Annotated in this window: 11 protein-coding genes and 1 pseudogene; 4 read left to right on the forward strand and 8 right to left on the reverse strand. The window is 71.6% G+C overall.

Annotated elements, in window-relative coordinates:
- Positions 1 to 58: 58 nt before the first annotated feature.
- The 3 genes from Microterr_RS12360 to Microterr_RS12370 are packed head-to-tail and all read right to left on the reverse strand — an operon-like array spanning position 59 to position 3,595.
- The gene (locus tag Microterr_RS12360) at positions 59 to 1,099 is read right to left on the reverse strand and encodes a sugar ABC transporter substrate-binding protein (protein ID WP_263797633.1); all 1,041 of its coding nucleotides are present in this window, start codon (positions 1,097 to 1,099) and stop codon (positions 59 to 61) included.
- Positions 1,096 to 2,283, reverse strand: a complete 1,188-nt coding sequence (locus Microterr_RS12365) for an ROK family transcriptional regulator (protein WP_263797632.1) — start codon at positions 2,281 to 2,283, stop codon at positions 1,096 to 1,098. The genes Microterr_RS12360 and Microterr_RS12365 overlap by 4 nt, the downstream gene beginning before the upstream one ends.
- 55 nt (positions 2,284 to 2,338) lie before the next feature.
- On the reverse strand, positions 2,339 to 3,595 hold the full coding sequence (locus tag Microterr_RS12370; protein ID WP_263797631.1) for an FAD-binding protein: 1,257 nt from the start codon (positions 3,593 to 3,595) through the stop codon (positions 2,339 to 2,341).
- A gap of 235 nt (positions 3,596 to 3,830) precedes the next feature.
- Between Microterr_RS12370 and Microterr_RS12375 the strand changes: the two genes are divergently transcribed.
- The 3 genes from Microterr_RS12375 (at position 3,831) to Microterr_RS12385 (ending at position 6,772) form a co-directional block, all read left to right on the forward strand.
- Positions 3,831 to 4,679 carry an alpha/beta hydrolase gene (locus tag Microterr_RS12375; RefSeq protein WP_263797630.1) on the forward strand — a complete coding sequence of 283 codons (849 nt, stop codon included), beginning with the start codon at positions 3,831 to 3,833 and terminating at the stop codon, positions 4,677 to 4,679.
- Between the two features lie 65 nt (positions 4,680 to 4,744).
- A complete protein-coding gene (locus Microterr_RS12380; RefSeq protein ID WP_263797629.1) occupies positions 4,745 to 5,500 on the forward strand; it encodes an IclR family transcriptional regulator in 756 nt (251 codons plus the stop codon).
- An 87-nt stretch (positions 5,501 to 5,587) separates the two neighbouring features.
- On the forward strand, positions 5,588 to 6,772 hold the full coding sequence (locus Microterr_RS12385; RefSeq protein WP_263797628.1) for a 4-hydroxybenzoate 3-monooxygenase: 1,185 nt from the start codon (positions 5,588 to 5,590) through the stop codon (positions 6,770 to 6,772).
- A 1-nt stretch (position 6,773) separates the two neighbouring features.
- Here Microterr_RS12385 and Microterr_RS12390 read toward each other — a convergent pair whose 3' ends face one another.
- The gene (locus Microterr_RS12390; RefSeq protein WP_263797627.1) at positions 6,774 to 7,973 is read right to left on the reverse strand and encodes an MFS transporter; all 1,200 of its coding nucleotides are present in this window, start codon (positions 7,971 to 7,973) and stop codon (positions 6,774 to 6,776) included.
- 231 nt (positions 7,974 to 8,204) lie between these two features.
- Here Microterr_RS12390 and Microterr_RS12395 point away from each other — a divergent pair.
- Positions 8,205 to 9,296 (forward strand): annotated as a pseudogene (locus Microterr_RS12395) (DUF222 domain-containing protein); the annotation flags it as partial.
- Positions 9,297 to 9,692: 396 nt separating this feature from the next.
- Here the strand turns inward: Microterr_RS12395 and Microterr_RS12400 are convergent.
- From Microterr_RS12400 to Microterr_RS12415, 4 genes are read right to left on the reverse strand one after another with little or no spacing between them, the layout of a single operon-like run.
- Complete coding sequence (locus Microterr_RS12400; RefSeq protein WP_263797626.1) at positions 9,693 to 10,538, reverse strand: fumarylacetoacetate hydrolase family protein; 846 nt, start codon at positions 10,536 to 10,538, stop codon at positions 9,693 to 9,695.
- A complete protein-coding gene (locus tag Microterr_RS12405) occupies positions 10,535 to 11,410 on the reverse strand; it encodes a fumarylacetoacetate hydrolase family protein (RefSeq protein ID WP_263797625.1) in 876 nt (291 codons plus the stop codon). The genes Microterr_RS12400 and Microterr_RS12405 overlap by 4 nt, the downstream gene beginning before the upstream one ends.
- 35 nt (positions 11,411 to 11,445) lie before the next feature.
- Complete coding sequence (locus Microterr_RS12410) at positions 11,446 to 12,225, reverse strand: SDR family NAD(P)-dependent oxidoreductase (RefSeq protein ID WP_263797624.1); 780 nt, start codon at positions 12,223 to 12,225, stop codon at positions 11,446 to 11,448.
- Positions 12,226 to 12,252: 27 nt separating this feature from the next.
- A complete protein-coding gene (locus Microterr_RS12415; protein ID WP_263797623.1) occupies positions 12,253 to 13,041 on the reverse strand; it encodes an SDR family NAD(P)-dependent oxidoreductase in 789 nt (262 codons plus the stop codon).
- Positions 13,042 to 13,087: the final 46 nt, after the last annotated feature.

Below are 13,087 nucleotides of genomic sequence, written 5' to 3' on the forward strand. Positions count from 1 at the left end.
CACTCGCTCGCGGTGGCGTCCGGCGCGCTGCGGTGTCACGGTGCTCACGCGTCAGTCCTCACGAGATCCCTGCGGCGGCGCAGGCATCGGCATAGTCGGGGGTACAGATATCTTCGACGCTCCAGAACCCGTCCGCAACGACCGTGTCCATAATGTCGTCGATCGTGACCGGCAGCGGCTCGAGCAGCGTTGCGGTGATCCCGTCGACCTCGGTGTCGCCGTGCACCTCCTCGCCCGTGAGGAGTGCCACGGCGACGTCCGCGGCGAGGCGGGCCTGGGGCTTCAGCGCCTTGTACACGGTCATGAACTGATCGCCGGCGACGATCCGCTGCAGGGCGGACAGCTCGGCGTCCTGGCCGGTGACGACCGGCAGCGGCGACACGTCGGCCGCTCGGAGCGCGGCGACCGCCCCGCTGGCGGTTCCGTCGTTCGCGGCGTACACGCCGTCGATCTCGCGGCCGTACTGCGAGATCTGGCCGGCGACCCACTCCTGCGCCTTGTCGGGGCTCCAGTCGGGGGTGTCATACTCGGCGAGCACCCGCAGGCCGCTGGCGTCGATCACCTTCCTCGCCCCCTCGCGGAACAGCTCGGCGTTGCTGTCGGTGGGCGAGCCGTTGACCATGATGATGCCGCCGGCGGACCGGCCGCGCTCGGCCAGCTCGTCGACCAGTGCCGTGGCCTGCAGCTCCCCCACCCGCACGTTGTCGAACGACACGTAGTAGGCCAGGTCGGCGTCGGCGATGAACCGGTCATAGGCGATCACGGGCACCCCCTGCGCGTTCGCGGAGTTCACGATCGTCACCGCGGCCTTGGCGTCGACCGGGTCGAGCACCAGCACGTCGGCTCCGGCGGCGAGGGCGGACTCCGCCTGCTGCTGCTGCTTCGCCGCATCCTGGTCGGCATTGCTGTAGAGCACGTCGTAGTCGCCGAGCTCGTCGATCCGCTCCGTGAAGATCGGACGGTCGAACGTCTCGTAGCGGGCGGTCTTCTTGTCGGGCAGCAGCAGCGCGATCTCGCCGTCGGAGGGTTCGGGGGCGCATCCGGCCAGCAGGGCGCACGCCACCCCCGCGGCGAGCGCGAGCGCGAGCCCCCGCTTCATGCCGAGAACGCGATCACGTCCGCGTCGAGCGTCACGTGATCGAGGGCCATCGCGATCGCACCCCGCGTCTCGGCCCATTCGCCGAACGAGGCGCCGACGATCTCAGGCAGTCCGCTCGACGCGGCCAGGGCGGAGCGCGCGAGGGCGTGCCGCATCGGCGCCATCAGGATCTCGCCCGCCTGGGCGAGCTCCCCGCCGACGATGATGAGCTCGGGGTCGAAGAGGTTGCACAGGCTCGCCGCGGCGATGCCGATGTGGCGGCCGGCGTCGGCGATGACGCGCTGGGCGCTGCCGACGCCCGACTCGGCCGCCGTGAGCAGATCGCCGAGCCGCTGCATCCCCTCGCTCTCGGGGAAGAGCGCGAGCAGCGCGGGACCCGCGGCGTACATCTCGAGGCAGCCGCGATTGCTGCAACGGCAGATGGGGCCGTTCTCGTCGATCGTGACGTGGCCGATCTGGCCGGTCTTGCCGCTCACCCCGCGGAACAGGTCGCCGTCGACGATGAGCCCCGCGCTGATGGTGTGCCCGACGCGGATGTAGACGGAGGAGGATGCTGCCCGCCCGCTGCCTTCGCGCGCCTCGGCGAGGCCGCCGAGGTTGGCCTCGGAGTCGACGAACACCGGACGCCCGATGCGGGCGGAGAGGCTCTCTGCGACGTCGACCCCCTCCCAGCCGGGCAGGAGGCCGGGGGTGGACACCATCCCGGTGCGCGGATCGATCGGCGCAGGCAGCCCGACGCCGACGGAGAGGAGGTCGTGGACGGTGCCGCCGAGCGACTCGGTCATGTCGCCGAGCAGGATGGCCAGCCGGTCGAGCTCGGCGTCGTGCCGGTGACCGGGTGCGAGCGGCAGCGTGGTCTGCGACACGATCGTGCGGGTCGCGTCGGCGATCGCGATGCGCAGCTGCCGCGAGCTGAAGTGCACGCCCGCGACGAGACCCACCTGGCGGGCCAGCGACACGAGCGTCGCCCGGCGCCCGCTGCGCGAGGTGAACGAGGTGTGCAGGATGCCGGATGCGGTCAGTTCCTTGACGATGTTCGACACCGTGGCGGGCGAGAGCCCCGTGTTTCCGGCGAGCTCGATCTGCGTCAGACGCCCGTGGCGTTTGAGCGACTCGATGAGGCGGGCGCGATTCGCCTCCCTCAGCGAGGACTGCGAACCAGGCGGCGTGTTCCGGCTGACCACGATCGACACTGTACCGGACCGGGGTTCGCGGGGGTCGGAGCGGTGGGCGGACTCCTCAGGCGAGGCCGACCCGCTCCAGGAAGGCGTTCGCGAAGACGTCGCGGGGGTCGAGTCGCTCGCGCAGGTCGCGGAAGCGCTGCGCGTCCGGATAGAGCGCGGCCAGCTCGTCGCCCTCCATCGCGAAGAGCTTGCCCCAGTGCGGGCGGGCGCCGAACGGGGCGAGCGCCCGCTCGACCGTCGGGAGCAGCGCCTCGACGGCGCGCTGGTCGGCGACCCAGGTGAAGTGGAACGCGACGGTGTCGGCCCCGAGGGTCGGACTCAGCCACTGCGCCTCCCCCGCCATCGTGCGCGTCTCGGCGATCTGCAGCAGCGGCGCGATCTGGTCGGCGATGCCGCGCAGAGCCTGCAGCGCAGCCGGGGCGTCGCGCCGGTCGACGAAGTACTCGGACTGCAGCTCGTCTCCGGCGGACGGCGTGAACTCGAGCAGGAAATGCGGCAGTCGCTCGAACCACGGGCCCGGCTCGCCGAGCTGCGGCGTGCACGCCTCGGCCGATACGCCCGGCAGGGGGTGCAGGGGGCTGGTTGCTGCGGTCCCGCCGAGCAGCGATCCGGGCAGCACCGATGCCTCACCGGCACGGCACTTCACCCACACCTGGTCGAACACATCCGGGTTCCGCCACGTCGTGAAGATGCTGGTGCTGTATCCGAGGGTGGTGACCGCACCGAGATCGGCGAGCACCGCATCGACCGGGACGCGCTCGAACACGGTCTGCGCGACCCGGAAGGTGTCGACGAGGTCGAGTTCGACCGCGACCACGACCCCGAGGGCGCCGAGCGAGATCACGGCTCCGGCGAAGTCGTCGTCGCCTCGGCGGATCGTGCGCAGCTCCCCGCCCGCCGTCATCAGCTCGACGGCCGCGACGGCTCCGCTGAGCGGGGAGACCCGGTCGCCCGAGCCGTGCGTGCCGGTCGCGACGGCACCGGCGACCGAGATGTGCGGCAGCGACGCCAGGTTCGGCACGGCGAAGCCGGCGGCGTCGATCTCGCGCACCACATCCCCGTAGCGAAGGCCGCCCGGCACCCGCGCGATGCGTCGGCCGTGGTCGATCTCGACGGCGGACGGCATCGCGCCGAGCGAGATCAGGGAGCCGTCCGTGTCGGCGATCCGGTTGAACGAGTGGCCGCTGCCCCGCACCTTCGCCTTGGTCGTGCCGGCGAGCGCGTCGCGCAGTTCCTCGACGGAGCGCGGTGAGACGAGCACCGCCGGACGGTATTCGACATTGCGGGCCCAGTTCGTCAGCGGCGCGGTCATGATCCGATGCTCCCACGGCAGGGGCGATCGGTGCGGCGATCGGTGCGGCGATCGGTCTGCGATCAGGCTGCCGGATCCGTGCTGGCATTCAGGGCCTCCCGACCAGTAGAGTCCCTCCATCTACCCGACACACCACCTCACTGAGCGCCTCGTCATCGCCGACCTGCACCCTCAGCTGCGGCGCACCTACCGCTTCTTCCCGCGCCCTCCCGTCGCGCACGGCTGGCAGCGGCGCATGGCGCGCGTCGGCACGGGGATCATGCCGGCCCCGCGACTGCCCGACGGCGTGACCAGGGAGTTCGTCGAGCTCGCCCACGGCACCGGCGTGCACGTGTTCGCCCCGGAAGGCGGCGGCTCCGGCGCGGCCCTGCTGTGGATCCACGGCGGCGGGATGGTGATCGGCGCCGCGGTGCAGGACCACGCCCGCTGCGCGGACCTCGCGCGCGACCTGGGCATCGTGGTCGTCTCGGTCGAGTACCGGCTCGCCCCCGAGCACCCGTACCCGGTGCCGCTGGACGACTGCCACCGGGCGTGGGAGTGGCTTCTCACCGAGGCTCCCCTGCTCGACGTCGACCCCGCGCGCATCGCGATCGGCGGGCAGAGCGCCGGCGGCGGCCTGGCCGCAGGGCTCGTGCTGCGCGTCCACGACGGCGGCGGTCCCCAGCCGGCGGCGCAGTGGCTCTTCTGCCCGATGCTCGACGACCGCACCGCGGCGAACCGTGAGCTCGACGGCGTCCGTCACTTCCTGTGGGACAACCGCGCGAACCTCGCCGGCTGGACCGCGTACGTCGGCTCGCCGGGCGCAGCCGACGTGGCCGAGTACGCGGCGCCGGCGCGGCGCACCGACTTCGCCGGCCTGCCCGCCGCGTGGGTGGGCGCGGGCGACATCGAGCTCTTCTACTCCGAGGACCGGGACTACGCCGAGCGGATGCAGCGCGCAGGGGTGGACGTCACGCTCGAGGTCGTGCGGGGCGGCCCGCACGCGTTCGAGTCTCTCGCGCAGAAGGCCCCGGTGGCGCGGAAGTACGCCGGGCGTGCGCAGGCATGGCTGGCGGCGCGGCTCGGCGTCGGCGCGCGCACGTAGCGAGCCCACCGTTCGCCGCATCCCGATCAACGGGACGATGCCGGATGCTGTGCCATGCTCGCAGGATGGCGAACTCCCCCTCGGGCGACTCGGTCACCGACCGTCTCGTACGCGTGCTCGAGACGTTCACGCCCACCCGCACCGCGCAGACCGCGGCCGAGATCGGGCGCCGCGCCGGTCTGCCGAACTCCACCGCACATCGCATCGTCGGCGAGCTCGTCGCCGCGGGGCTGCTCGAACGGGACGACGCCGGCCGGGTCAGGGTGGGCATGCGGCTGTGGGAGCTCGCGACCAGGTCGTCGCCGGCGCTGCGACTGCGGCAGGCCGCCCTGCCCTTCATGGAGCGGGTGCAGCAGCGCGTGCGGGAGCACACGCAGCTGGCGATCCTCGAGCAGGATGAGGCGCTCTTCCTGGAGCGACTGAGCGGCACCGAGTCCGGGGCGAACGTCACGAGGGTGGCCGGCCGCCTGCCGCTGCACGCGTCGTCGTCCGGGCTGGTCCTGCTCGCGTTCGCGGACCGCGAGCTGCAGGAGCGCGTCCTGGACGGGCCGCTCGCGCCGCTGACCGGCGACACCATCACCGATCCGCGGACGCTGCGGCGCAAGCTCGACGAGGTCCGCACGCTCGGCCACGCGATCGCGCCGGGGTCGATGGAGGAGGTGTCCACCGGCGTCGCGGTGCCCCTGCGCGATGCGACCGGCGCGGTGATCGCCGCCCTGTCCGTCGTGCTGCCGCGGGAAGCCCCGACCGAGCCGGCGCTCCTCGAGCTGTACCGCGCCGCGCGCGACATCGAGCGCGCGCTCAGTCCGCACGCGGGCTGAATCGCGTCCCGTTCAACGGGAGTCCCCCGCCGCACCACACTCCGGCGAAACACAATGGGCGACAGCATCCCGTCGAAGGAGACGTCCATGACCCGCATCCGCACCCGCGTCGCCATCGTCGGCGCCGGACCCGCCGGCCTCTTCCTGTCGCATCTGCTCGACGCCGCGGGGATCGAGTCGATCGTGTTCGACTCGCGCACGCGGGAGGAGATCGAGTCGACGATCCGCGCAGGCATCCTCGAGCAGGGCACCGTCGAGGTGCTGTCGCAGAGCGGGGCGTCCGACCGCGTGCTCACCGACGGCCACCGCCACGACGGCATCGAGCTGCGCTTCGCCGGCGCGGGCCACCGGATCGACTTCCCCGCGCACGTCGGGCGCAGCGTCTGGCTGTACCCGCAGCACGAGGTGCTGAAGGATCTGATCGCGGCACGGCTGGCCGCAGGTCAGGACATCCGCTTCGGCACCACGATCGCCCGGGTCGAGGGCGTCGACAGCGAGCTGCCGCGCGTGTTCGCGGCGGATGCGGACGGCGCCCCGCTCGAGGTCGACGCCGACTTCGTGGTGGGTGCGGACGGGTCGCGCAGCGTCGTCCGCGCTGCCGTCACCGGCTCGTCCACGGGCGGGTACTTCCGCGAGTACCCGTTCGCGTGGTTCGGCATCCTGTGCGAGGCGCCGCCGAGCGCCGACGAGCTGATCTACAGCAACTCGGAGAACGGATTCGCGCTGATCAGCCAGCGCAGCGAGACCGTGCAGCGCATGTACTTCCAGTGCGATCCCGAGGCCGACCCGAACGCGCTGAGCGAGGCGGAGATCTGGGACACGCTGCAGGCGCGGGTGCCCGGCACCACCCTCAAGGAGGGCCCGATCTTCCAGCGCGACGTGCTGCGGTTCCGCAGCTTCGTGGCGCACGAGCTGCAACGAGGGCGCGCCGCCCTCGTGGGCGATGCGGCGCACACCGTGCCGCCGACGGGCGCCAAGGGCATGAACCTGGCGATCGCCGACGTGCTGGTGCTGAACCGCGCGCTGCAGGCGCTGCTGCTGCGCGGCGACGAGCAGCCGCTGCACGCGTACGCCGACATCGCGTCGCAGCGCATCTGGAAGGCGCAGCACTTCTCCTGGTGGATGACGAGCATGCTCCACGTCGCCCCCGACGCCAGCGACTTCGACCGCCGCAGGCAGCTCGGCGAGCTGCGCTCCGTGGTGGAGTCCGAGGCCGGCAAGACGTACCTCGCCGAGGCCTACACGGGCTGGCCGCTCGCGGTCGGGCTCTGAGTCAGCGTCGCCGCGTCAGCCGGCGCGCCACGATGAGGGCCGTCACCAGGAACAGCAGCGTCGCCACGATGACGGTGAGCAGCGGGATGACCCAGTCGCCGGTGGCCTCGTGCACGGCGCCGAGCAGGATCGGTCCCGTCGCCGCGACGCCGTAGCCGATCCCCTGCACGAGCCCCGACCTGCCCGCGGTGGCGTGCTCATCGTCGCCGAACGCGGTGATCATGATGAACACCAGGGTGATGCCGCCGCCCTGCGCCATGCCGCCGATGAGGCACCAGACCACCGCGAGCGACGGCGCGAGCAGCAGGCCGAGCGGCAGGAACAGCCAGGCGAGGCCCACCACGGTCGCGGCGACCGGGAGCGATGCCCGCGTCGTCAGCAGGGGGGTGAGCAGGCTGCCCGCGATCCCGCCGACCTGGAAGACCGACGCGATCGCGCCCGCCACCGCGACCGTCGCGCCCTGATCGGCGAGCAGGCTGGGCAGCCAGGCGGTGACCCCGTAGAACGCGAAGCCCTGACCGCAGAAGGCGATCGCGAGCAGCCAGGTCGTCCCATCGCGGGCGACGCTGGAGGTGGCGGCACCATCCGCTCTCGTCGATCCGGGCCTGGGCACGAGCGCGGCGCGCAGCCCGCGCAGCGGGATCCAGACCGCGAGCGCCGCGATGCCGAAGCCCGCCCACATGAGGATGGCCGCGCGCCAGCCGATCTCGTCGGCCAGCGGCGCCGTCGCGAACGTCACGGTCATCGTGCCGATGTTGAGCGCGGAGGTGTAGACGCCGGTCATCGTGTGGGCCCGGTGGGCGCTGTAGTCGCGGGCGATGATCATCGGCACCACGACGTTGCCGACCGCGAGGAAGGCCCCGATGATGACGGTGCCGATCATCACCACGACGATCCCGCCCGACGAGCGGATCACGCAGCCGACGACCGCGCCCGCCATCGCCACCGTGAGCGCGAAGTCGACCCCGCCGCGGCGGATGAGGACGACCGCGAGCGGTGCGCAGACGGCGAAGCAGAGGACGGGGATGCTGGTGAGCAGCCCGATGACGGCTGCCCCGACGCCGAGATCGGCACCGATCTCCCGCGCGACGGGGGCGACCGCGACGAACGGCGATCGCAGCATGGCGGCGGCGAGGACGACCACGGCCGTCAGCGCGATCACCCGCAGGGAGTCTCGGCGATCGGTGGCGGGGGAAGTCATCCCTGCCACGCTACCCGCCGTCGGGTGGCCGATCGGACGTCGCTCTGCTGTCCGGGTCGATGTCGGAGGTGGGTCGTATCGTGTGTGGTAGCGAGAGATCGAGTGGTTCGGGTGGGGTGCGGTGGCATCCGCCGGCGGGTGAGTGAAGACGTACGGGGCTGAGTGGGGGCGCGGGGGTTCGCGTCCGGGGGTGCTCTCGGCCCGTGTTCCTGTCTGCTCGGAGTGCCGTTCATGTCTGCTGTTCCTGCTCAGCCCGCCCCGGAGGGGCCGGTGCCTGAAGGCCCGGTGCCGGGGGTGTCGGCGGCGGAGCGTGGTCGGGTGGTGTCGCGGCGGGTGGAGCAGTTCGTGGACGAGTTCGTCGCGCTGCGGCGGCAGCGGGCGCGGGTGGAGGCGGCGGAGATCCGGCTGCTCGCCCGGGTCGGGACGCTGGTCGCGGAGGTCGCGGGGACCGGGAAGGCCACGGCCGGGGAGATGGCCCGCCGGTCCCTGGTCGCGGAGCTCGCGTGTGCGGTGCGGATGAGTGAGTGGACGGTGACCCGGCTGCTGACCGAGGCGACCGATCTGTGCGCCCGGTTCGCTCCGGTGGTGGACGCGGTGGAGCGGGGCGAGATCTCCCGGCAGCATGCGGCGGTGATCCACGACGCCGGCGACCGGATCGACGACGAGACCGACCGTGCCGCGTACATCCGGGCGGCTCTGGATCGGGCGGTCGGGGTCACGCCGGGCCGGCTGGGCCCGGTGGTGCGGGTGCTCGCGGAACGGTTCCTGGACCGGACTCTCGCGGAGCGGCATGCGGATGCGGCCGGGACGCGGCGGGTGGACGTGTCGGATCTTGCCGACGGGATGGCCGCGCTCACCCTGATCGCCGAAGCCGTCCTCGTGCACGGCATCGAAGCCCGCCTCACCGACCAGGCCCGCGCCCTCCGCAACGACACCGACGCGGGCACCGGCGAGACCCCCGGCGACGGGACTGCCGACCCAGCAGCTGGCGAAGAGTCCGAGCCGGATCCGCGCACCATGGATCAGCTCCGCGCGGACGTCATGACTGACCTGCTGCTGACCGGCACGCCCGACCGCGCGGTCGCCGGTGACGGGATCGGCGGGATCCGCGCGACCGTGCAGATCACCATCCCGGTGCTCACGATGACCGGGGCGGGCACGGAGCCGTGTCTGCTCGCCGGGTACGGACCCATCTCCCCCGACACCGCCCGCATCCTCGCCGCCCAGTCGCCCGTGTGGGAGCGGGTGCTCACCGACCCTGCCACCGGGCAGATCCTCGCGGTGGATCGGTACCGGCCCACCGCCGCGATCACCCGGTTCCTGCAGGTCCGTGACGAGCACTGCCGGTTCCCCGGCTGCCGCCGCCGCGCGCACCGCTGCGACATCGACCACACCCACGACCACGCCACCGGCGGCAAGACCACCGTCTGCAACCTCGCGCACCTCTGCAAACGGCACCACACCCTGAAACACGCCGCACCCTGGACCGTCCAGCAGATCGCCGCCGGAGTCCTCGTGTGGACCAGCCCCTCCGGCCGAAAACACACCGACCGGCCAGAACCCCAGGTCAGATTCGTGCCGGACGAGAACACTCCTCACCCGCCGCCGATACCTCGACACTCCCTGGCTCACCCCACCCGACGACTACGCCGACGCCGTCACCTTCTGACCCCAGCGGGGTTCATGGGCGCCGACTCCTCGATGGTCGAGGCGTGCGGATCAGCCGCTGAAGCGGGTCGTGAGCTCGCCCACGCCCTCGATCGTGCTGGTGAGCACCTCCCCCGGCCGGATGAAGCGCTTCGGGGTGCGGGCGTTTCCGATGCCCGACGGGGTGCCGCTGAAGATGATGTCGCCGGGCCACAGCGTGACGACGGCCGACAGGCGGGCGATCAACTCGGGGACGTCGTAGATCATCCGTGAGGTGCGCGAGGACTGCAGGGTCTCGCCGTCGAGCGCGCACGAGATCGCGAGGTCCGCCGGGTCGGCGAACTCGTCGGGCGTGACCACCCACGGCCCCGTCGGCGAGAAGCCGGGGTGCGACTTCGCCAGGCTGAACTGCGGCCGCTGCCCGTCGAGCTGCGCGACGCGCTCGGAGAGGTCCTGACCGACGGTGAGCCCTGCGATGTGCTCCCATGCGGTGTCCCGTGGGATGCGGTGACCGCCGGTCCCGATGACGACGACGAGCTCGACCTCCCAGTCCACGTTCCCCTCGGGGAGCTCGACCGTGGCCTCGGGCCCGGTCAGGCTGGAGGCGAACTTCGTGAACGTCACCGGCAGGCTGTCGGGCGGGTAGCCCGCCTCGTCGGCGTGCTCGCGGTAGTTGATGCCGATCGCGAAGATCTGCCCAGGCCGGGGCACCGGAGGGCCGAGGTCGGTGCGCGTGAACCCCACGCCCTGCGCATCGACCTCGGCCGCCCATGCCCGGAACCCCGCCCAGTCGGCGAACGCCGACATGGGGTCGGGACCGAAGCGTCCTCCCGACGCCTCGGCCACATCGACCGCGAGGGGTTCTGCCGGGTGGCCGGTGACCAGCACGAGCCGCCCGGCGAGGTTGGCGATCCTCACCAGTCCACCCGCTGCGGGGCGGGCTCGCCGTAGCGGTCCTCCCACGAGATGACCTTGTTGCGCAGCGTGCCGATCCCGGTGATCTCGGCCTCGATCTCGTCGCCCGGCTGCAGGTAGAAGTCGAACGGGTTCGGCTGCACGGCGGCGACGCCCGAGATCGTGCCGGTGGTGATGATGTCGCCCGCGCTGTAAATCTGCGGCGAGTGGTACGCGACGAGGTGCGGGAACGTGATGCGCGTCTGGTTGGTGTTGCCCTGCTGACGGACCTCGCCGTTCACGCGCAGCTGCATCGGCAGCTCGTGCATGTCCGGCACCTCGTCGCGCGTGACGATCCACGGCCCGATCGGGCAGAACGTGTCGATGCCCTTCGAGAACGAGAACACGCCCGACTCCATCTCCTTGCGCTGGATGTCGCGAGCGGTGATGTCGTTGAACACCGTGAAGCCGGCGATGTAGTCGTCGGCCTCGTCCGGCCCGAAGAACTTGCCGGCCTTGCCGATGATGATGCCGAGCTCGAGCTCGTAGTCGAGCTCCTTGGTGAGCCCCTCCGGGTAGACGATGTCGTCGCCGGGGCCGATGATCGCGTCGACGTTCTGGAAGAACACGATGCCCTTGTGCACGGGGTGCGACCAGTCGACGGCGGTGAGCTCGTTGTGGTGGTCGGCGAAGTTGCCCGCCGTGTGGAAGAACTTCTTCGGGCGGATCGGCGCCTCGAGCGTGACGTCGGCGTAGGCGAGCCGCTCGCCGGTCTCGCGCACGTCGCCGCCGCGCTCGAACCACTCGCGGGTCGAGGGCACGTCGAGTTCGATGACGACGCCGTCCTCGAGCTCCAGGCGGCCGACGCGGCCGCCGTCGAAGGTGATGAGCTTCATGAGTTTCTCCTTGGTTCCTGTGCCTGTCGGGACGCTTACGCGCCGACCATGTTGAAGCCGCCGTCGGCGAGCATGTATCCGCCGGTGAGGTGCGCCGCCTCGTCGGTGGCGAGCCAGAGGCAGGCGCCGGCGACGAATTCGGGCGGCGGGATGACGCCCATCGGCGTCTGCGAGAGCAGCACCTCGCGGCGCCCGTTCTTCCAGTCCTCGCGATTGAGCAGTCGCTCGGTCTCCATGAAGCCCGGCGCGAACGTGTTGACGCGCACCGACGGTGCGAAGGCCTTCGCGTACGACTTCGTGATGCCGAGGATCGCGTACTTCGCCGCGGCGTACTGCGGCGCCCGCGCGGACCCGCGGACGATCACGGTCGAGCCGACCTGGACGATGCTGCCGTGGCCCTGCTGCAGCATCCGCTCGCCGAATTCGTGCGTCATCAGCAGCGTGCCCTTGACGTCGATGTCGATGACCGCGTCGAGCGCCTCCTGGGTCAGCTCGTCCCAGTTCATCTGCTCGCTCGAGACGTCGCCGACGTTGTTGACGAGCACGTCGAGGGAGCCGAAGGCCGCCCACACCTCGTCGGCCATGCGCGTGATCTGATCCCACGAGCCGATGTCGGCCTGGACCAGGATGCCGTCGCTGCCGGCCTCGCGGATACGCTCAAGGGTCGCCTCCGCGCCGGCCTTCGACGAGCGGTAATGGACGGCGACCTTGGCGCCCTCCTGCGCGGCGCGGACCGCGATCTCGGCACCGAATCCGGTGCCCGCTCCCGTGACCAGCACGGTTTTCCCGGCGAACCGGGGGAAGATCTGCGACATGTGTCTCTCCTATCGTCGTTCGAAGTCCTAGACGAGCGTCCGGCCGCCGTCGATGTACATCACGTGGCCGGTGATGAATCCGGCGTGGCGTGACGACAGGAACAGCGCGGGCCCGGTGAGCTCGTCGGGTGTGCCGAGTCGTCCCGCAGGCACGAGACTCTCGAGGTCGGCCCGCTTGCCGGGCTTAGCCAGCTCACCCGCCGTGAGCGGCGTCTCGATGTAGCCGGGAGCGAGGGCGTTCACGGTCACGCCGGAGGCGGCCCACTCGCGCGCCATCACGCGGAGCAGCTGGTTGATGCCGCCTTTGGATGCTGCGTACGGACCGTGCGAGTGGTGGGCGAGCAGTCCCGAGACGCTCGAGAGCGCGAGCACTCGCCCGTGCCCCTGGGCGACCATATGCCGGCCGGCAGCCTGAGCGAGCCCGAACACCGACGAGAGGTTCACGCGCAGGATGTGGTCCCACTCGTCCTCGGTGAACTCCAGGATCGGGCGACGGTCGTTGATGCCCACCGCGTGCAGCATGATCTCGAGTCCGCCGAGGCGATCGATGACCTCCGCGACCACCCGATCGCCGGCGCCGTGCTCGGTGAGGTCGGCCACGATCAGCTCGAAGCGGCCCACCGCGCGGGGGTCGGCGGCGAGAGCATCGAGGGCCGCCTTGTCGCGATCGACGACCGCGACGTCCGCGCCGGCAGCGGCGTAGGCGAGCGCACACGCTCCGCCGATCCCGCCGGCGCCGGCCACGAGCACACGCGCGCCCTGCAGCCCCAGCCAGTCGGTCGCGCGGACCGGTGGGGCATCCGTGGTGGTCGACATCCCCGTCTCCCGTCTTTCAAACAGTAAAAGCGGCTTTCGCTAAATG

The organism is Microbacterium terricola, from assembly GCF_027943945.1.
In the GTDB taxonomy this organism is placed as follows: domain Bacteria; phylum Actinomycetota; class Actinomycetes; order Actinomycetales; family Microbacteriaceae; genus Microbacterium; species Microbacterium terricola.